The 19,346-nt window shown below is 66.5% G+C and carries 17 protein-coding genes and 2 pseudogenes; 11 read left to right on the forward strand and 8 right to left on the reverse strand.

Going from position 1 to position 19,346, the window contains the following annotated elements; genetic code table 11:
* Positions 1-38 precede the first annotated feature (38 nt).
* The 4 genes from BLV39_RS39345 to BLV39_RS39360 all read right to left on the reverse strand — a co-directional run bounded on the left by BLV39_RS39345 (position 39) and on the right by BLV39_RS39360 (position 7,386).
* Positions 39-407 (reverse strand): MerR family transcriptional regulator, encoded by a 369-nt coding sequence (locus BLV39_RS39345; RefSeq protein WP_090803961.1) that lies wholly within the window; start codon positions 405-407, stop codon positions 39-41.
* A 176-nt stretch (positions 408-583) separates the two neighbouring features.
* The gene (locus BLV39_RS45025) at positions 584-1,078 is read right to left on the reverse strand and encodes a winged helix-turn-helix transcriptional regulator (RefSeq protein ID WP_308442733.1); all 495 of its coding nucleotides are present in this window, start codon (positions 1,076-1,078) and stop codon (positions 584-586) included.
* Between the two features lie 333 nt (positions 1,079-1,411).
* Entirely contained in the window at positions 1,412-1,849 is a 438-nt protein-coding gene (locus BLV39_RS39355) for a single-stranded DNA-binding protein (protein WP_090804163.1), read from the reverse strand.
* 167 nt (positions 1,850-2,016) lie between these two features.
* Positions 2,017-7,386 carry a diguanylate cyclase gene (locus BLV39_RS39360; protein ID WP_090803964.1) on the reverse strand — a complete coding sequence of 1,790 codons (5,370 nt, stop codon included), beginning with the start codon at positions 7,384-7,386 and terminating at the stop codon, positions 2,017-2,019.
* A 356-nt stretch (positions 7,387-7,742) separates the two neighbouring features.
* Here BLV39_RS39360 and BLV39_RS39365 point away from each other — a divergent pair, with 356 nt between their 5' ends.
* Positions 7,743-7,943 (forward strand): hypothetical protein, encoded by a 201-nt coding sequence (locus tag BLV39_RS39365; protein ID WP_204082987.1) that lies wholly within the window; start codon positions 7,743-7,745, stop codon positions 7,941-7,943.
* Between the two features lie 369 nt (positions 7,944-8,312).
* Here the strand turns inward: BLV39_RS39365 and BLV39_RS39370 are convergent, their stop codons facing one another.
* On the reverse strand, positions 8,313-8,513 hold the full coding sequence (locus tag BLV39_RS39370) for a hypothetical protein (protein ID WP_090803966.1): 201 nt from the start codon (positions 8,511-8,513) through the stop codon (positions 8,313-8,315).
* A gap of 760 nt (positions 8,514-9,273) precedes the next feature.
* On the opposite strand from BLV39_RS39370, the pseudogene BLV39_RS39375 reads away from it, so the two are divergent.
* The 3 genes and pseudogenes from BLV39_RS39375 to BLV39_RS39385 all read left to right on the forward strand — a co-directional run.
* Positions 9,274-9,528 (forward strand): annotated as a pseudogene (locus BLV39_RS39375) (glycosyltransferase family 2 protein); the annotation flags it as partial.
* Between the two features lie 256 nt (positions 9,529-9,784).
* Positions 9,785-10,087: a GNAT family N-acetyltransferase gene (locus tag BLV39_RS39380; RefSeq protein WP_090803968.1), complete on the forward strand. Its 303-nt coding sequence runs from the start codon at positions 9,785-9,787 to the stop codon at positions 10,085-10,087.
* A gap of 127 nt (positions 10,088-10,214) precedes the next feature.
* Complete coding sequence (locus tag BLV39_RS39385) at positions 10,215-10,610, forward strand: hypothetical protein (protein ID WP_143050104.1); 396 nt, start codon at positions 10,215-10,217, stop codon at positions 10,608-10,610.
* Here the strand turns inward: BLV39_RS39385 and BLV39_RS39390 are convergent.
* The gene (locus tag BLV39_RS39390; RefSeq protein ID WP_090803973.1) at positions 10,605-11,705 is read right to left on the reverse strand and encodes a GDSL-type esterase/lipase family protein; all 1,101 of its coding nucleotides are present in this window, start codon (positions 11,703-11,705) and stop codon (positions 10,605-10,607) included. The genes BLV39_RS39385 and BLV39_RS39390 overlap by 6 nt on opposite strands.
* 33 nt (positions 11,706-11,738) lie before the next feature.
* Positions 11,739-12,473, reverse strand: a complete 735-nt coding sequence (locus tag BLV39_RS39395) for an alcohol dehydrogenase catalytic domain-containing protein (protein ID WP_090804165.1) — start codon at positions 12,471-12,473, stop codon at positions 11,739-11,741.
* A 126-nt stretch (positions 12,474-12,599) separates the two neighbouring features.
* Between BLV39_RS39395 and BLV39_RS39400 the strand changes: the two genes are divergently transcribed.
* The 6 genes and pseudogenes from BLV39_RS39400 to BLV39_RS45270 form a co-directional block, all read left to right on the forward strand.
* Positions 12,600-13,124 carry a MarR family winged helix-turn-helix transcriptional regulator gene (locus tag BLV39_RS39400; RefSeq protein WP_090803976.1) on the forward strand — a complete coding sequence of 175 codons (525 nt, stop codon included), beginning with the start codon at positions 12,600-12,602 and terminating at the stop codon, positions 13,122-13,124.
* Between the two features lie 206 nt (positions 13,125-13,330).
* Positions 13,331-14,641, forward strand: coding sequence for an MFS transporter (locus BLV39_RS39405; RefSeq protein WP_239084052.1), 1,311 nt, complete (start codon positions 13,331-13,333; stop codon positions 14,639-14,641).
* A 54-nt stretch (positions 14,642-14,695) separates the two neighbouring features.
* Positions 14,696-15,076, forward strand: a complete 381-nt coding sequence (locus BLV39_RS39410; RefSeq protein WP_090803981.1) for an amidohydrolase family protein — start codon at positions 14,696-14,698, stop codon at positions 15,074-15,076.
* Positions 15,077-15,216: 140 nt separating this feature from the next.
* Entirely contained in the window at positions 15,217-15,429 is a 213-nt protein-coding gene (locus BLV39_RS39415; RefSeq protein WP_090803984.1) for a hypothetical protein, read from the forward strand.
* A 147-nt stretch (positions 15,430-15,576) separates the two neighbouring features.
* Positions 15,577-15,933 (forward strand): GNAT family N-acetyltransferase, encoded by a 357-nt coding sequence (locus BLV39_RS39420; protein ID WP_204082988.1) that lies wholly within the window; start codon positions 15,577-15,579, stop codon positions 15,931-15,933.
* A gap of 254 nt (positions 15,934-16,187) precedes the next feature.
* Positions 16,188-16,694: pseudogene (locus BLV39_RS45270) on the forward strand (ABC transporter substrate-binding protein); the annotation flags it as partial.
* Here the strand turns inward: BLV39_RS45270 and pdxR are convergent.
* Positions 16,629-18,032 carry a MocR-like pyridoxine biosynthesis transcription factor PdxR gene (gene pdxR / locus BLV39_RS39430; protein WP_239084053.1) on the reverse strand — a complete coding sequence of 468 codons (1,404 nt, stop codon included), beginning with the start codon at positions 18,030-18,032 and terminating at the stop codon, positions 16,629-16,631. The pseudogene BLV39_RS45270 and the gene pdxR sit on opposite strands and share 66 nt — an antisense overlap.
* 141 nt (positions 18,033-18,173) lie before the next feature.
* Here pdxR and BLV39_RS39435 point away from each other — a divergent pair, with 141 nt between their 5' ends.
* On the forward strand, positions 18,174-19,343 hold the full coding sequence (locus BLV39_RS39435) for a monodechloroaminopyrrolnitrin synthase PrnB family protein (protein WP_176985322.1): 1,170 nt from the start codon (positions 18,174-18,176) through the stop codon (positions 19,341-19,343).
* Positions 19,344-19,346: the final 3 nt, after the last annotated feature.

Raw genomic sequence — 19,346 nt, forward strand, 5'->3', positions numbered from 1 at the left:
ACGGTAGGAGGTGACACCGGTGTCAAGGGCAAGCCGCGTTAGGCCGCAGACGGCTGGGCTTTGTCCCCGAGGGTCATGTCCTCGATGATTTGGTCGAGCGCCGACACGGCATGGGCGAGTTGCGCCAACTGGACAACCATCCGTTCCCGCTCATCGCGCAGCCGGTCGGTGAGCCAAGCTGTGCGGATGTCGGGGTTCGTCATGCAGGGCAGCAGTTCGTACATCCGCTTGCTGTTCAATCCAGCGTCGAAGAGTCGCTGGATGAGGCGTATCCGCTCGACGGCCGCCTCTGGGAACACCCGCTGCCCGCTGGACGTGCGCACGGCCGTGAGCAGGCCTTGCTGCTCGTAGTACCGGATCGACCGTGCGCTTGCCCCGGTACGTGCCGACAGCTCCCCGATCCGCATTGCTCCTCCACGTCCACGTGTCCTGCTCGTGCCTTCAAAATCACCTGAACTCTGAGCCGTCGTCGGCTGCGTCCGCATCTGCCGAGTTGATTGCGGCTTATGGACCGTGGGCGCCTCTGGGGGATGATTCGCTAAACCGGTCACGAGGGCGGGAGGTCAGCGTCGACCGGACTTCACTACCGTGCGTCGAACTGGGCGCGGGCGCGAAAGACGCGGTCCATGTGTGTCTCTGCCCAGGTCTTGATCGCGACCATCATTGGGAACAGGTCGTGGCCGAGCGGAGTAAGCGCATAGTCGACGCGGGCCGGCACCGACGCGGTCACGGTGCGAGTGAGCAGGCCATCGCGTTCCAGTGTGCGCAGGGTCTGGCTGAGCATCTTCTGGCTGACACCGGCGATGCGGCGGACGAGCTCGCTGTGCCGTTGCGGGCCGCCAGCGAGCGCCGCGATCACCAGTGCTGCCCATTTGTTTGTCGGTGAGCGTGATCGATGTAGCAAGCAACGAGCTTGTGGGCCTGCAACTATTTGAACATGGTTTGCGATCGCGGAGCGCTCCTGACCTTCGACTGGAGCGTTCCAGCTAGATCCTTCACACCTCGCTATCACTCTTAGCCGCCGTGCACACACCAACGGTGCTAATGTTAAGCCGCTATGTTGATAGTAGTGCGCCACGTCACAGGTGGATCACCAGTCCACAATCGAGTAAAAATCAGCCATGGACTCCGACACAGCTGGATCGTGCACAACAATCTCGCCGACGCAGCCGTTCACCCACCCACAGTTCCGGATCACGGTCCTGGTTCTCGTACAATTTCCTCAACATTCGTCCCGAACTGCTCCAGCGCCTCGCTCGGCCGCATGAGGGCCTGCGCTGGATGCGGTAGCGGCGACCGGTCACGCGTCCGGTGACGGTGGTTGCGCAGATGTGCCGGTACGGCTCGTGGATCGGCACGGGCCGCCCGGTGACGTAGCTCGCGCCGATCCACACGCCGTTGCCGGTCATGGCTAGAACGGCGGCTCGTCATCGAATTCCGCATGTCCGGAGCTCGCGGGCGCGGCGACCGACCACGGGTCGTCGTCGGCCGTGCGGCCCGAACCGGGCGAGGCGGCCACGGCGGTGCGACCCGCGGTGCGGTCCATCTTGCGAAGGGTCGCGGTGGCATATCGCAGGGACGGGCCGATCTCGTCGGCTTCCATCTCGATGACGGTGCGCTTGTCGCCCTCGCGGGTCTCGTACGTGCGCTGCCGTAGCCGCCCGGTCACGATGACCCGCGCCCCGCGGGACAGCGGCTCGCCGTCGCGCCACTCGTTGCTCTGCCGGGCGAGGTGCCGGGGTGGCGACGCGATCCGGAAGCGGGCGACCGCGGCGCCGGATGGGGTGAACCTGAGTTCGGGGAGGCCGGTCAGTAGATCATTCGCCAGATAGGCCGTCCGATCACACAGGCGGGCTCGCCGCGCCCCTCCAGCGTGGGGTTCCGGTGCGCCTCGGGTTCTCGATGGAGGCGGGCAATTCGCAGTCGCCTTCCAGGACACATTGGGCAGACCGCGGGTCGGGATACTTCGCTGGTTGTCAGGCTGCCGCACCGAACGACGCCGAATGGGCGGTGATATCACCGCTGTGCGCAGTGGGCGCGGTCACGACCGGCCTGCTTGGCGTCGTAAAGAGCGTTGTCGGCAACGGCGAGAAGTGTGGGCAGGTCGTCATCGAACCGGCAGGCTGCAACGCCGATGCTGATCGTTGCCGGAATCAAGCCGGACCGCGTGTTGGTCGGCCGGTCGCCGGCTGCGGCCAGCAGCCACTCGGCCACCTGCATGCCGGCGTCGAGCTCGGTGTTTGGCAGGAGCACGGCGAACTCGTCGCCGCCATACCGCGCAAGGATGTCAGTGGCGCGGATGCTGGTGGCTAGGCGGTCGGCAACTGCTCGAATGACGTCGTCGCCGGTGGGGTGCCCGTAGCGATCATTGATGCGTTTGAAATTGTCGATGTCGATCATCATGGCGGTTGCGGGCTGGCCGATGCCGCGCGCGGCGGCGAGCGTTCGCTCGGCCGCGTCGAAGAAGCGCCGGCGGTTAGGTACTCCGGTCAACTCGTCGACGGCGGCCAGTGTCTGCACCTTGGCGAACAGCGTGGCGTCCTCGTACGCTGCGGCGCCCTGACCAACGAGGGCGGTGGCGACTTTGATCTCGGCTTCCGTGTACGCGTGCTCGTCTGGCGTCGCGAGTAACAGCGTACCGAGGCGGGCACTGCGCGTCGCCAGCGGCAGGACGATGGCCGATGCCACCGGCTCGAGGTAGGCCCTGATGGAGGCGGGCAGCTCCGCAGGGGTCAGCGCGACAGGCTGTTCCGCCTCGAGAAGCCGTCGCAGCGCTGGGTCGTCGGGCAAAGTGAGGGTGCGCGGTGGTGCGCCGTCCCGTGCGGCGACAAGCGCGCGTAGTCCCTCGTTGGCCGAAGTTAGCAGGCAGGTGTCCTGCGGCGAAGTCACTTTGGCGAGGTGACCGAGCAGGCGGTGGAGTACCTCGTCCGGCTCGAGCGTGGCGGACATATCCCGCAGGGTCTCGTGCAGCATTTCCGCGAGGTCGCGTTGCCGTCGAGTCATCTGCATCGACGCTTCGAGCTGGGCGGCACGGGCGGTTTCCATGGAGGCACCGATATGGTCGGTGATGGCCGTGAGCGTCTCAAGATCCTCGGCGGTGAAGACACCTTTGGCAATTTGGCTGTCGAGGTAAAACACTCCGCGCATCTGGCCATCAAGCCGCAGTGGAGCAACCAGAATACTGCGCAGGCCGTGGATGACTGCGCTCTGCGAGCCCAGCGCAGCGCCCTCCTCGGTTCCAGTTACCACGATCGGTTCGCCAGTGGCCGCCACCTGGTCGACCAGCGTCGTGCTGTACTGAACAAACGTTTGGACGTCCTGGCCGTTAGCGTCCCGGCCTAGGTAGGGCGAGAGGGCGCCGGGGTCGCCATCGCCACCCGTGCTTGTCTCGAATAGAAATAGCAGAGCGCGGTCGGCCATAAGGATCCGGATCGTCTCGTCCAGTGCGATGCGGACCAGCGAGTCGTGATCCACTGCCTGCGCTGCGGCCCGGCTCACCGCAAGCACCGCCTGCAGTCGCATGTGCTCGATGGTGCCGGAGGACGCTCGACCGACCACTCTGGAACCGTCGAACCCCCCTTGAACGTCGAATTCGGCCCGGATTCGCCGGATACGATGCGGCCATCCCTCCTCGACCGCGATCGCCTCGGCATATTTCGCCTGGCGCGTCGCCTCGACATTGTGCCCTAAGGCGGCCATCGCCCGAGCCCGAGTTTGTGCCGTCTCAAACGCGAGGAGCGGTGCGTCTGGTTCAAGCGGGCGGATCCGGGCGAGCGTATTTAGGCACCGCCGTGGCCGTCCCTCGATGAGGTGGAGCTGGGCCCGAGCCAGCCGGGCGGCGCCCCGTAGCAGCGCCGTGTTAGCCACTAAACGTAGTTGCCGGACGGCTCGATGGGCTGCTGCACGCCGCTCGGCCTTCTGCTTCTTCGATGCCGCCCCGTACTGCGCGACCCGGCCGAGCGCTTGGTGCATCCAGAACACCCGGTACTGCCGGAACGCAAGCAATGGTTTGATTCGGAGACTCTGGAACTCGGCAACAGTCTGGTCGAACGGTTCGCCAATTTCCCCCTGTTCATGCCAGGCGACCATCTCGGCGCAGAGCAGGTTGACCCTGTGACCGACGCTTCCGTGCCGGTCGACCAGTTTCCGGGCCCGGCGCAGCTCTGCGCCGGCTTCGGCCGCGCGGCCTACTGCCGAGAGGGTAAAGGCCGCGACAGCGATCATCGAAGTAGGGCTGACCTGGTCAGCGACGTTGGCGTCGTTCGACCGCTGTTGCAGCGCGTGCGCGTACCAGGAGCGTGCAAACCGTGTTCGCCCCTCCACAACGGCCTCCCAACAGATGCTGGCGACCCCGTCGTCGACCAGGCCAGGATCGAGCCAGCGCTGATTGTCGTCCAGTGACCGAATTAAGGCGGCTCCCCCGTCCCGATCGCCCATGTAGTAGGCCGCCGCCTGGAAGTGTTGACCGAACGCGAGCACACGTGGATCGTTCAGATTGGCTGCCGTGACCTGGAACCGGCGGAACAGCCAGTCCGACAGTGGCCACAGCCGCATCACGGCGGCGGCAAATCCAGCCAATACCAGCGTCCTGGCGTATTCCGCGCTGAGCCCAAGTCGGCTCCCCGCGGACAGTCCCCTCATCGCGTGGACGGCGAACAGTCCGGGTCGCAGGCCAGTAAAACCCGCGTATGCGCACACATAGTGGAGCGATGAGATGAGCGCGTGCCGCTCACGTCGTCGGGCACGGGACGTGCCGAAGCCGATCCCCGTAGCAACCACGAACAGGCCCTTGGCGCTGGCCCCAAGCATCAAGCCGAGCGCCAGCAGCGGATTACGCGGGACCCAGACACCTAGTTCGGCGAGTGCCTGATTCGCTGCCGTAAATGCCTCGCTGTCGTGCCATGTAGCCCGATGCACGTCGGCTAGCTGAGCCAGAATCGCGGCGCGATCCAGCGCACTGGCTTCGACGCTGAGCGCTTGTTCCAGCCGCTCCTGTGCTTGGTCGTACCTACCGTCGCGCTGCAGCGCGGTTGCGAGCAACCGCAAGAAGGCGCCATCCAGGGGATTGCCGGTCTCGGCGGCATGTTCAAGAAAGGGGATCGCTGCGGCCGGCGCGTGCTCGGCGATGGCAAGCCGGCCGGCGTCGACGCAGGCGGCGAAGACCTGCGGGATCACGTCGGCCTGATCGCTGTTCATCTGATCGCTGTTCATATAGTGGTGGGCCACCGCGTAGACATCCGAGGGTTCAGCTGCAGAGGCTCCGGCCACTGTGGGTGCGAGGACGTCAGCGATTCGTCGGTGCAAAGCCCGCCGTGCCGGGGAGGCGAGATCGTCGATTAGTGCCTCGCGGACACGGTCGTGGACGAAGACGTAGCGGCCACCAGGGAACCAAGTGACGAGGTGACGGCTGGCGGCCTCCTCTAGGGCGGCGAGCGAAACGCCGAGGTCGGTTCCGCACACTGTCGCGAGGAGATCCGGCCGGAACTGATCCCCGATCAACGCCGCGCTCATGAGTAGCCGCCGGCTCTCCGCGGTGAGCGTGTCCACCCGCGCCAGCACCAAACTCAGCGCATCCCCTGGCAGCTCCAGCGCGCCAAGCTTCTCCTGATCGAGCATCCACGTGCCCCATGCGGGCCACAGCAGCCCGGCGTCAATGACAGAGCGCAAATATTCCAGGCTCACAAACGGGTTGCCACCTGTCCGGGTGGCAAGTTGTCTGATCAAATCCGCCGCCGGGTCGATGCCCGGGAAATGCCCGACCACCAGGTCTGCAACCCCCCGCTCATCGAGTGGGGGCAGTGTGAGCTCGAGGCTGATGGTGTCGCCGAGAGCCATGCGGAAGTCGTCGGTGGCCGCGCCGCTTGCTGGGTCGTCTCGGCCGGTGCACACGATCAGCAGCGGTACTTCGTTCGCCACCGCGGCGAGCCTGGCAATGATTTCGCGAGTACCACAGTCGAGCCACTGCACGTCATCGAGGTGCAAGATCATGCCGCCGGTGGTTGCGCGGGCCAGTTCAACCACAAACTTAACGACTGCATCAGCGAACTGATCCGTGCGTTGGGCTGCGTCGTCGGGGTTGTCGGGTTCGCTGCCCAACAGGTCACCAAGTGCCGGGGAGAGATCGCTCAACAAAGACCCTGCGCTGCCTGCGGCCGCGCGGAGGCCTGCATTCCAGACAACTCGAGTCTCGTCTGCCACGGTGGCCAACGCCCGCACCGCATCGTCAACGGCGCGACGGAGTGCCGCCAGCGGCCGAGAGTCGTCGATGGCGCTCTTGCCCGAGAGCACAAACGCCCCATCCGCACGTGCTGCCGCGACCAGCTCTGCGACTAGTCGGCTCTTGCCCGACCCACTCTCCCCCCGCACAACGCACACGCCGCCGTTGCCGCCGCGGGCCTCCATCCAGCACGCCGCTAGGCGTGCTAGCTCGCCATCCCGGCCGGCGAGCGGGCCACGAGCGTCCGGGCCGGGACTCCGGCGGCGGCCAGGCTCGAACACCGCCTTGGGGTCGGCGGCGAGCTGGCGTAGGTCTGCGACCAGGTCGTCGTCGTTGGCGTACCGGTCGTCGGGGTCCTTCGCGAGCAGCTTGTTGACAATGGCCGCGATCGTCGGACACGCTCGCAGCAACTCTGGCGGAAGCTCGGGTGGGGTCACAGCCGCATGCATACGTAGCAATGCCACCGGATCCTCCGCAATAAACGGCGGTTCTCCAGTGACGCATTCATACAGCACAACCCCGAGAGCGTAAAGGTCCGAACGGAGGTCGACGGGCCGCGTTAGCATTCCTGACTGCTCCGGCGCCGTATAGGCGAGCGTTCCGACCCTGGCTTGATCGCGGGATGCGAGTTGGATGGCAAGCCCGAAGTCAATCAGCTTGGCCCCGCCGTCACCGACGACCATGATGTTGTGAGGAGTGATGTCGCGGTGCACCAGCCCCGTCCGGTGCATAGCGGCCAGCACCTCGCCGATGTCCATCACCAAGCGGATCGCCTGGACAGGCCGTAACGGACCGTCGACCAACACATCAGACAGTGGACGACCCTCTACGAGATCCAGGATTAGATACGGTCTATCACCGAGTTGTCCGACTTCATAAATGCGAGGTAGCCCGGGATGGCCGACGGCGGCCATCAGCGCCGCCTCCCGGCGCAGAATCGTCAACTCTTGCGTCGGCGGGGTCGTCACCATGCCCGCCTGCGTGTTGATCTCGTCGGCACGTCCGGGGTGCAGCAACTTCAATGCCATGATCGCACCCTTGCGCCGAACTCGGTAAACAACGGCATTCCCTCCGCGACCCAGCTCTCCCAAAACCTCCACATCTGGGGACAACATGCCCAGACCAGGCCGCTTAGCTGGGTGCTCCGGAGTGACGTTCGGTGTCCACATGGTCGAAATCCGTCGCGTTCATATCACCCTTATCGGCACCCAGGCGCAGCGGTGTAACGAAGGCCTGAGCGCCAACCGTCCACCGACCATAGTTCGTACGAACGCTCGGCTGGGCAGAACGGTTAAGAATCAGCGAACCATTACGCACGGCAGCAATGCCTGTCCATTTAAGGTCCGCAGTATCCTGGGCTTGCCAAATGGACGATAAAACCCACGCTTGGGGGAGACGGTGTTACTCGAGTGTTGTCTACCGTGTACGCGCCTCAGTGGTGAGAGCGGCTATTCGGCCTGCTTTGCACCACCTGTCGGCTAGTGGACCGACCGTCCCGTAGTCGTGGCACGGCCTGCTGCTGCCAATGACCCTCGCCCCAGGCTGGCTGAACGCGGCATCCCGCGTCGTCCCGTTTCGATACACGGTCGATGCCGTACGCCAGGCATTCCTCAGGCATTACGCGAACGGCACCGTCGCGATCGGTGCCGCCGTCACCCTCACCCTCACCCTTGCGGCTGTCTGCATACTCGCGGGCACCCACCTCGTCCAGCGCGCAAGGATCTGACGCCGAAGCACATCCCCAGACGGGCGCGACTGGAAGGTGAGGCGTACGACCGCGGCCGACCTCGATTTGGGGCGCAGCTCGGTCACAATAGAGCGGCCGGGCCAGCTTGCGCTGTCCGGATGCTCACCAGGTCGTTACGCCGGCTCGATGGGCAGCCGAAGCTGACAGGTCGCGGTGCTGAAGTCGTCCGTACGCTCGAGCACCGCAACGATCTCCGGACCTGGTCGCAGACGCCACGGGTTGGAGGAGAACCACTCGGTTGCGGTCGCGGCACAGCGCACCCTGTGAGCCGTACGACGTCGACCGCCCCGCACCGCTGGGCCACCGCGTCGTGCCCGCCAAAACAGCCGCCGGCGCCCTAGCCCGATCTCATGGTTTATCCAGCGGATAACTGACGTCCGCCACGATCTCGATGGGCAGGATCTCCGCATGGACCTCGGCGTGAGCGTGTGCGTCGGCGAAGGCGGCTTCCTGGGCGCCCGGTTCATCCGGCCGCTTCTCGCCGGACCAGCCGCATTGGCACGCCGTCCAGAAGAAGGGCGGGTATTTGTCCTTGTCCTTGACGTACATGACGTGAACGCGCTCGAACGTCTCCCGCTTCCGCTTTCGCCACCATGTCACCGCAAACTCCGATCAGAACCGTTGATGGAACATGATCAGAAATGCTCCCGCACCAAAACCCCACGGAAATCAGCCACACGGCCTACGTCAGCCGACGGACAACCAACAGGAGCTCGACAAACTTGAGACGAAGGACTACCGCGCGAGGACTGCGACCGTCGGAACGTGGTGTTTCCGGGGTGACGGGAGCCGTCTTGGTTCGTTCCCTCACCCATTGCCGGACCACCCGTACGGCTTCGGGACCTGGCTGTTGTACGGATACCACGAGGACGAAGAACTCGACGAGGTGCTCGGCTCCGCGACGCCAGCACGGGCCGCGTTCGACCTGATCTGTGTGGCCGGACGCCGGTACTTGGCGGCCCGCACCGCGGCCCACCTTCGGCGGGTGCGGGCGGCGGTTCCAGGGATCGAGGTCGACGTGATCCGCAACCCCCAGGCCGCCGCCGAAGCGTTCCGCGACGTTGGACGGAACCCTCGACGCGCTGCATGCGCTGGGCCGCGTTGGCCCCGTCCGGGCCACCGCCCATGCCGTCGGCGGCGGCTGACGCCGCGTTGGCCGAGGTGCTCGACCGCCTGATGACACCGCGGCCCGGGTGCGGTGGGCGGCGCTGGCCGGCGGCCCGCAGACTGTGCTTGGCGCCAAGCAGGTCGCGCTCCGCGAATGGCATCGCCGCAGACTGGACCAAAGCGGTCTGTGGCGATGGGAATCAACTCGTACATCGGTGATCTGGAGACCTGCTTCAAGCTGTTGCCGGTCTCGTTGTACCGGTCGTTGGAGATCAAGTCGCGGGGCTTCGGTATGGAGGCGGAGGTGACCGGGAAGCTGTTGCGTCGCAAGATCCGGCCGTATGAGGTGCCGATCAGCTACCGGGCTCGTGGTCGTGAAGAGGGCAAGAAGGTCACCTGGAAAGACGGCGTCGAAGCACTGTGGATCCTGGGCCGCGAGCGCGCCCGCAAGCCCTGACCACCGACACATTTCAAGATGAGGGCAGGGGAGGTCAATGACCGCGGAGGATACGAAGCTGACGATCCGCGCCGCACGCCAGACGGATGTCGACGGATCGCCGGTCTGTTCGATGAAGCCGTTGCTCGGTTGTTACGGAGCGGCCGGGTTGGTCAGTTGGGCACGGTGCCGTGGTCGCAACTGCCGCGGCGGTGGCTGCCATCCGTGACTGGTGCGGCGGACCCGGAGGGTAGGCCCCGAGACATCAGAGAATCGAATGGCCGGGGGTATCGTGCTCGGCAACGCGCCGAACCACGTCCCACCGGCCACGGTCGACGAGGTTTACGTATGCGCCTTGGTCGCCTCCCGTCACGCGAGCTCGCGTGGGACCGGCCGGAAACTCCTGCGTTTCGCCGAGGAACAGACGCGAGCAGCCGGGATACGCCGGCTACGGGTCGATTGTTGGGCCTGCGGGAACGGAAAACTGGTGCGCTACTACGAGTCCGTGGGTTTCCGGGCCACGGACCGTTTCGCGGTTGAGGCCTGGCAGGGCCAGGTTCTACAAATGGATCTCCTGTGACGTTTGCTCCGGCCTCGAGGCGGGCGTGGCGTCCTGTGGCGAGCTCATGATGTTTCAGCGACGTGTGCGGGGTTGGCGCCGTTACGTTCGGCGGATGCGAATCAGGGCGGCCGCCACCGTGCTCCTTGTGGCGGCGATTCTCGTCATCGCGGTCACGTTGCCGGGTCGGGTCGAACAGTGCGATGAGCGTGGACGGGTCCTCGCGGGCCTGTCGATCTTGCGGCAAGCGCCCGACGGGCTGGTGCTCTCCGACGCGTATGCCGGCTGCGCCGTTGATCGCATGGTCGCCTACGCAGGTCGACAGCTCAACGGCGCGGCGTCGAAGGACGCGGTGGTCGCCTATTACCGGCGGACGTTGGAGCACGACGGATGGCACATCGCGGTGGATGTGCCGTCGCCGAGTCCCGCCATCCTCTGGGGCCGCAAGGAGATTCTTGGCGTCACGGCCTACTTGCGCCTCTCGGAGGCGAACGAGGACACCTACGACCTTCACATCACGGACGGGTTTCCTGGCGGGTCATGAAAGGGAGTTCAGGTCGACGGTGTTGGCCATCTCCCGCGCGCCGTCGTCGTTGAGGTGCATGCCGTCGCCGCTGTCCAGTGCGGGGTGCAGGAAGTCCGGAGCGTTGGGGTTGGCGACCGCGGCGGCGACATCGAAGACTCCGTCGAAGGTGTCGGTGGTCCGGATCCAGTCGTTGACCATCCGTCGAGTGGCGAGTGCTTCGGGGGTGCTGATCCCGGGATAGATGGCGCCGCCGAACGGGCCGATGGTGGCCACGAGGATCTTCAGCTCGGCGGCGTGGGCCCGCGCGGCGAGTTCGGTGAAGCCCGCGACAAGCGCGTCCGCTGCGGCGGGCGGCTCGCCGAACATGCCGGGCAAACCCAGGTCGTTGATCCCGAAGTGGACCAGGACGTGGGTGGTGCCGGGCACCGAGAGCACGTCCCGGTCGAATCTCCTCAGCGCGTGTTGGCCGACCTCGTCCGTCAACAGGCGGTTGCCAGCGATACCTTGGTTGACGACCCAGCCTTTGTCGAGGCGGCGGTTGAGGAAGTCGACGGAGCGGTTGTTCGCGCCGACCGTCGATCCGACGCCCTCGAACCACGAGTCACCGAATGCCACGGCGATCGAGTTGCCGACCGAGCTGAGCACGTCGATGCCCGAGACGTAGAACCTGGCCTCGACCTGCTCGGAATCGTTCAGCCGCGGCGACGTCACCTGTTCGCCTGGCACGACGTGTGCGAGCTGGGCCGGTTTGTGGGAGTAGGTCGCGAGGCCGGTCTCCTCCGGAAAGTAAAGGCTCAACACAAGGCCGTCGCCAGCCTCGACCGGAAGAGTGATCGGATCGCCGACAACCTCTTGCCCCGGCGGGATGGAGCCCGTCTCGGCGCCATCGAAGGTAAGCACCGCTTGACCGCCTTCGGTGGTGACGCTGCCGGCCCCGATGGTCAGGGCGGTGTGGCCGAAGCGGTTCGTGAGGCGCACGCGGAACTGTTGCCCGCCGCCGGCGAGGTGGAGCACCTGCCGCACGGTCTGGTCGGCGAAGCCGCGCGGTTCACTGAGTTTGACCTGCTCGTATGGGCTGATTACGGCGCTGCGGAAGCCTGCTGTCCAGATCATGTTCGCTCCGTTCATCGTTGTCTGCGGTGTGGGTCAGGCGGGGGTGAGGATGGTTTTGCCGGCCAACCGTCCAGCGGCGGCGTCTTCGCGCACGGCGACCAACGCGGTCAGCGGAAGCCGCTGGGCCACCTCGATCCGCAGCTCGCCGTCGTCGACGAGCGCGACCAGGAACGGATTGTTCGTGTAGTCGACGATGCGGTCGGCGCCATACGCGCGAACACGCTCCTGGCTTCGTTGGCTGGCGGTGGCCGTCACGACGGCACCAGCGCGCGTGGCGAGCTGCACGGCGTAGCCGCCGGCCGCCCCGCCCGCGCCGTTGATCTGCACGTGTTGCCGAGCCGTCAACCCGGCGTGCTCGAACAGCGACTGCCACGCGGTGAGCGCCGCCGACGGCAGGGCCGCGGCGTCGGCGGGATCGCCGCCGCGCGGCGCCGCAGCCAGCGCCTCGGCGGGTGCGGTTACGTACTCGGCGGCCGCTCCGGGACCGGTCATCGACAGGAATCCCACCACCGCGTCGCCGACGTTCCAGGCGGTGACGCCCTCGCCGACCTCGGCGATGACGCCGGAGAGGTCGAAGTTCGGGACATGTGGCAACTCCACTGGGAAGACGTCGCGCAGGAACCCGGCGCGGATCGCGACGTCGACCGGGTTGAACGAGGTGCCGGCGACCTGGACCACCACCTGGCCCGAAGCCGCCTCCGGACGCCGTACCTCCTCGTGGGTCAGAACATCGCTGGCGCCGTACGAGTGGAAGCGCATGGCCTTCATGATCACCTCCTATTTTGCTTCGACTTCGAAGCAAAGTACTCGCATCTTGCTTCGAAGTCGAAGCATCTGTGGCGGTAGTGACCATCGACACAGTGCTTCGACTTCGAAGCGGTACGGTGTTCAGTGATGACCGGCTCCTCACCCGACAGCAGCGCCAGCGACGGGCTCGACCCGCAGCAACTGGACGCCTATTTCGCGCTCATGGAGGCCGTCGGGCTTCTGGAGCATCAGGTCGAGCAGCACCTTCGTGCTGATGGCGGCATCAGCTACGTGCAGTTCCAACTGCTGGCCCGACTTGCCGGGGCCAACGGCCAACTGACGATGACCCAACTCGCCGACGGCGTCGTCTACAGCCGAAGCGGATTGACGTACCAGGCGGGGCTGCTGGAGAAGGCCGGCCTCATCACGCGTGGCACGAGCGCCGACGACGAGCGCAGCACGGTGGTCACCATCACCGACGCCGGCCTGGCGCTCTTCGGTCAGGTCCTCCCGGGACACGTCCAGGTCGTCCGCCGCCTCCTGCTGGCCCCACTGTCCGCCGACGACCTGCGGAACCTCGGCGACATCATGACCCGCGTACGCGACCACATGCGCAACGAGCCACCGCGCTCCGCGGCCCCGCGCAAGCGCCGGGTGAATCCCGCCGGCTAGCCGGCTCCTCGGCGGAGCCGGCGCCTGGGATGTGTCGGTGACGGTTTGAGGGCAGGACCGTGACGATCGCGGTCAGGCTTAGGAGCGTCGTCATGCCGCACGGCCGGCATGGTCCTCTTGGGGACGCCGGGCGGGCGAACGCCCTCCTGCCCCGCCCGGTACGTCGTTGTGGTGCCTTCCGGATGCGTTCGTACGACGGAGACCCCGTGACCAACAGAGACGACCTCGACCTGACCGAGCCACCAGGTCCCGCCACCATAGGCCCGGAGCCGACAAGTCTGTGGCGCAACGGCGACTTCCTCAGGTTCTGGACGGGCGAGAGCCTGTCGCTGCTCGGGACCCAGGTCACGAACCTCGCCTTGCCCTTGACCGCGATCTATGCCTTCGGTGCCAGCGACGAGCAGATCGGCCTCCTGCGATTCCTGCAGCTGGCGCCGTACCTGGGGCTCGCGCTGCTCTTCGGTGTCTGGGTCGATCGCTCGCGCCGCAAGCCGATTATGCTGGCCGCGAACCTCACCCGGATGGTCCTTCTCCTGCTGATCCCGTTGCTCTACTGGCGTGACGCGCTGAGCATGACACCGCTCCTGGTCATCGCCTGCCTCATCGGCTGCGCGTCGGTGCTGTTCGACGTGAGCTGGATGTCGTACGTGCCGACGCTCGTCAAAGAGCCGACGATGTACGTCGAGGCCAACGCGAAGATGGGCATCAGCACCTCGACAGCGGAGGTTGCCGGACCCGGCCTCGCCGTCCTACTAGTCGCGGCACTCACGGCGCCGATAGTGCTGATCTCCCAGGTCCTCACCTACCTGGTCTCGGTGGTGACGCTGCTGCTCATCCGGACCCGGGAATCGCCTCCCCCCCCGCCCGGGCGGGCCAGACACCTCGGCCGCGAACTGCGCGACGGCCTCACGTGGGTCCTCCGGAACCCGATCCTGCGGTGGCTCACCTTCGTCGGATTCTGTTGCAACTTCTCGATGATCACCGTTTGGACCATGTTCCTGCTCTACGGCACACGCGATCTGCAGCTCGCCTCCACGACCCTTGGAGCCATCACCACCGCATCGCTCGGCGGGCTGGCCGGGGCAGTGATCTCGCGGAAAGTCATCGAAAGGTTCCGGATCGGCCACGTCTACCTCGTGTCCCAATCGGCGCTCCTGCTCGGTCCGGCCCTGATCGCCGCCGCGGCCGGTCCACGTCCGCTGATGGTCGGCATGTTCATCCTCTCCTTCTTCACCACCCATCTCGGCCTCGGCGTCGCTGGCGTCGTCGTCGTCAGTCTCCAGCAGACCTCCACTCCACAGTGGATGATGGGCCGGATGACAGCGGTGTTTCGCACGCTGCTGTTCGGTGGAGGCGCCCTGGGCGGGCTCTTCGCCGGGATGCTCTCCGGCGCGATCGGCGCTCACAACGCCCTAACCGTGGCAGCCGTCGGTTCGGCTGCGGTCGTCGTCGCGCTCGTCCTCTCGCCGGTGAGCCGGCTCCGCGCACTTCCAGCACCAGTGAGGACCACGCCATGAATGCCGACCTGCCCAAGGTCGAGTTGCACATCCACTTTGACCAGACCGCTAGCTATGGCCGTCGCCGCACTCGCCCCCGAAATCACTCTGGCCGAGTACCGCCAAGACTTCGTGGGACCCGCGCGATGCGCGGACCTGGCCGACTTCCTCACCAGGCCGCCGAGATTCGTTTCCCTCCTTCAAGGCGAGCGCGGCCTACGAATGTTCGTCGAGGACCTGTTCGACCAACTGATACGCGACAGCGTCATCTACGTCGAGATCCGCTTCGCCCCATTGCTGCACACCGAACGGTCCCTCACACCCGAGACGGCTGTCGCGATCGTCCCGCAAGCCACCGCCGAGGCCATCGCCGCGCCGGTGTCGAGGCGCGCCTCATCCTGTGTTCCCTCCGCCACTTCAGCCCCGAGCAGAGTGCCCATACCGTACGTCTCGTAACGGAGCGGCGCTCGAGGCCGGCGATCGCATGGACGAGGCACGGTCGGGCAGCGACGCTCGCGGGTCTTAGACCCCACCTCGGCCACAGGTTTGGAGATGGCGTAACAACGCGGCCGCGGGACATCCCTTCCGCTGCCGAGGTGACTGGGGGCGGCGCGGCCGGTCTGCCCAGCCAGTTCTTTCTCGTCTGGAGCGGGCTAGCGTTGTCCGCCGCCGACGATCGCCTCTTCCTCGCGGCCGTTGACTGGTTCGCGACGGCGGAGTTCGGGCCCGTAGTGGGCACGGTCGGCGTCGTGATCGGATCGTTCGCCGTTGGCGTGGCCGTGTGCAGGGCGCAAGCTAATCAGGTGTAGTGGAGGAATTTGGTGTCGTCTGCCTCAGGATCGATTCGACGAGCGCGTCCCCCCGATCTGCCGAGGTTGGTGGAACTGGCCGCCGAGCATGCCGTGTAGTAACGCGCCGCCGCGCCAGCCGACGACCTTGCGGATCGACTTCAAGAGGTGCTTTCCGCCGCACCCGTGCCGCGGTTGCACTGCCTGGTCGCGGAAGTCCGTGGGGAGGTGGTCGGATACGCCACCTGCGCCCTCGAGATGTCGACCTGGGCCGGGCGCGAGTACCTGCACATGGATTGCCTATTCCTTCGCGACGGCTACCGCGGCGCCGGGTTGGGCGCCCAACTCGTTGACGCCGTCTTGGCGGTGGCACGGCATTTTGGCGTGGCCGCGGCGGAATGGCAGACGCCTCCATGGAACGCCGGCGCCGTACGCTTCTACGAGCGACTCGGCGGCCGAGCGCGGCCCAAGGTCCGCTTCACCTTGACCACGTCCGACGCGACGCCCCCGGTACGCGACGAATAGCTTCCACGCTGTCCTTACTGCTGGGCTGAGAAGGTCGGCATCCGCTGTTGAATGCGTTGATCTTGCGCCCGACGATCTGGCTCACCTCCAAGAGTGGGTAGCGGACGACGGGGCTGCGTCCTAATTTCGTGATGAAGGCTCTGCGGCATAACGCGTTGGGTCGGAACGAACGACACCGCCGGATGGATCACCCCATCCAGATCGGTGCACTCTTTCCACTGACTTGACCGGGCTGGGTCGACGCTGGCCGGCAACTCCTAGCCGGGCTCGAACTGGCAGTCGGCGATGTCAACCATGCCGGTGGGGTCGGCGGACGGCCGATCGAGCTACTGGTACGGGACACGGCGGCCGATCCGGTCAAGGCCACGGCGGCAGTGGACGAGTTGGCTGAGTCAGGTGTGGTGGCTTTGGCAGGGGAGTACCACAGCGTCGTAGCTCGCGCCGTGGCAGCTCGCGCCGACGGCCTCGGGGTGCCGTTTGCTCGTCAGCGGTTCTCGACGCGCTCAGCGATCAACCGACCACACGTGGGTCGCGAGGCCGACGCCGGCGTTGAGCGAGGACGACCCAGGGGACCGCCCGGATCGATCCACGCTGCGCCCGCCGCCCGCCAAGAGCGATTCGGACGGTCGTCCGGCCACCGAATGGAGCGTTCCGGTAGCACGTTCGCATCCTCGAAGGTCGAAGCAGGCGTTCAGCTAACTCAGTTCGAGCTGGGTCGCCGCCTCTACGGTTACACCGATGCGCCGTGCGGCTTCCCGTAGCCGGTCGGGCGGGTGGGCGGCGTACCCAATGACGAGTCCCGGCGGACCGCTGCGCTGCCGATGCCACGACAGCGGGTGGACGAGCACACCGGCCTGTCGGATCCGTTCGGCGAGGTCCGTGTCGTCGACCTTGCCGCTGCGGTCCGGCAGGGTGATCAGCAGGTGGAGCCCCGCGGCGACGCCTTGCACGCGCGCCTGTGGGAGATGTTGCCGCAGTGCGGTGAGCAGGGCGTCGCGCCGAGTGCGATGCCGGGCGCGCATGAGCCGGACGTGGCGGTCGAGCTCGCCGGCGGCGATGAGGTGGGCGAGCACCAGTTGCGGGATGGCCGGGCTGCCCAGGTCGCTGGCGTGTTTAGCAGCGACCAGGTCCGCGTGTAGCCGGCGGGGAGGAATCAGCCAGCCGAGACGCATGCCCGGAGCGAGGGTCTTGGAGGTGCTTCCGGTGTACGCCACCATGGCCGGCGCCGATGCCTGCAGCGCGGGCACCGGCGCCCGGTCGTAGCGGTACTCAGCGTCGTAGTCGTCCTCGACGATCAGCCCGCCGGCCGTGGCCCAGTCCAGCAGGGCGCGGCGCCGCTGCGGAGTCAGGACCACGCCGGTGGGGAACTGGTGCGCGGGTGTGAGCAACGCCGCTGGCAGGCCGGTGCGGGCCAGCTCGGCGACGCGCAACCCGTGTTCGTCGACCGGGACCGGCACCGGTTCGAGCCCCCAGTGGGCGAGCTCGTCCCGGGCGCCACGGGAGCCTGGGTCCTCGACGGCGATGGTGGTCGCTCCTTGGGCGCGCTGCCGTTGGGCGAGCAGCGCGAGGGACTGGGCGACCCCGGCTACGATGATGATGTCGTCCGCATTGGCGCGGATCCCGCGGATGCGGGCCAGCCAGCCGGCCAGTTCCTGCCGTAGTCGAGCGTTGCCGCGGGGATCGCCGTAGCCGAGGTCGGATGCGGTTGCGTTATTGAGGACAGCCCGCTCGGCGCGCAGCCATGCGGCGCGCGGAAACGCCGACAGGTCAGGCACTCCGGGGGACAGGTCCACCTCAACCGGCACCACCAATTGCGGTAACGGTAGGGGCGGCGCTAACGGCTCCGCGGCCGACCGACCGCCTACAGGCGCCTGCTTCACCGCGTGAGGTGCTGACCGCAGCGGCGTTACGACCGTGCCGACCCCGGTCCGCGCGTTCACTAGGCCTTCATCGCCGAGCCGCCGGTAGGCCTCCACCACGACGCCGCGCGAGACCCCGAGGTCGTCGGCGAGTATACGGGTGGCGGGCAGCGTGGCGCCCACCCGCAGGCGGCCGTCGGCGATCGCTGCGCGCAACGCGTTGACCAACCAGTTGGTCAACCCTTTCCGTGGCGCGGACGCCGGCTGGAGCTGCAGATAATCCGCTCCCGCCCCGCTTCCTCGTGCTACGGCTGCCTCCGGTTATTGGTCTATTTCAAATCTCGCCCAATGGTACTGGAACCGGACCATTGCCCTGCGAGCATGGTAGCCATGGCACATCAAGGGGCAGCCGTCGAGCAATTCGACCGGTGGCTGCGGCACGAATTCCTCGACCTCAACACCGAGCTCGAGGAGGCGTACTTCGCGGCCCATCGCGAGATCCTATACGGCCCGGACCTCGAGGTGATCAAACAGGCGATCGCCCTCAACGGCGCGAAGCTCGTCGCGCAAATCGTCGAGGCCGGCACGACGCCGGTCGACGCGCGGGAGCGGTATCAGCTCCTTGGCGCCGTCGGGCTCTATCTCGGCGCCTGCCGCAGACACGAGGTCGACGTGCCCGAGCATGAACTGGTCGAGTCATTGGCAAACCTGTTAGGTGCCTCGCTCGGCGTCGCGCCCAGGTACGTGTTCGCCCACCAATGTCTGTACGGCTACCGCACCTTCACCGCGCTCGACGACGAGCGGGTCTTCGTAACCCACAACGGGCTCGGCGTTCTGTCCTACCAGCGTGCGGCACACGCGCTTCGTCGTATACCGGCGATGGGAGTGTCGAGCCCACTGGCGGCGTACCTGCTAGAGGACGCCCGCGCGGCGCTCGACGACGTGCTGCTATCCAACCGCACGCTGAGCGAGACCCTCAACGTCGACCGCTTCTTCCTCAACATCAGGCCGTACTTCAAACCGTACCAAGTAGGTGGCGTCGAGTTTCGCGGTGCGAACGCCGGCGACTTCGCCGCGATCAACGAGATCGACCTGCTGCTCGGCCTGTGCGCGGCGCACGATCCGTTCTACCAGCGAGTGCTCACCGAGAAGTACGCCTACGTTCCACCCGAGGATCAGGTCCTGCTGCGGGCGGCGGTCACTGGTGTGTCGCTGCTGGAACTGCTTTTCCGCGAAGCGGCGACCGGTCCCGTTACAGCCCAGCTGAGGGCGAATGCGGAGCGATTCCTCGCCGTCTGCCGCGCACACGGTGCCGCGTACACCTTTCACCACCACCGGCTGGTAAAGCCCTTCCTCGAAACGCCGGCCAAGCATGCACCGGAGGAACGGGTGAATGACATCACCGCGAGCGGGCCACCCCTCGACGTGGTCCTCGGCGGGCTCCAGCGCCTCAGCGACCTCCGTGCGGCCCGAGACCGGCCCGGCGTGGTGGTCACCGCGCAGGCATCGCTCAACAAACTCCGCGAGGTGATCAATGTCGAGGGACGCTGAACG

The organism is Asanoa ishikariensis, assembly GCF_900107455.1.
In the GTDB taxonomy this organism is placed as follows: domain Bacteria; phylum Actinomycetota; class Actinomycetes; order Mycobacteriales; family Micromonosporaceae; genus Asanoa; species Asanoa ishikariensis.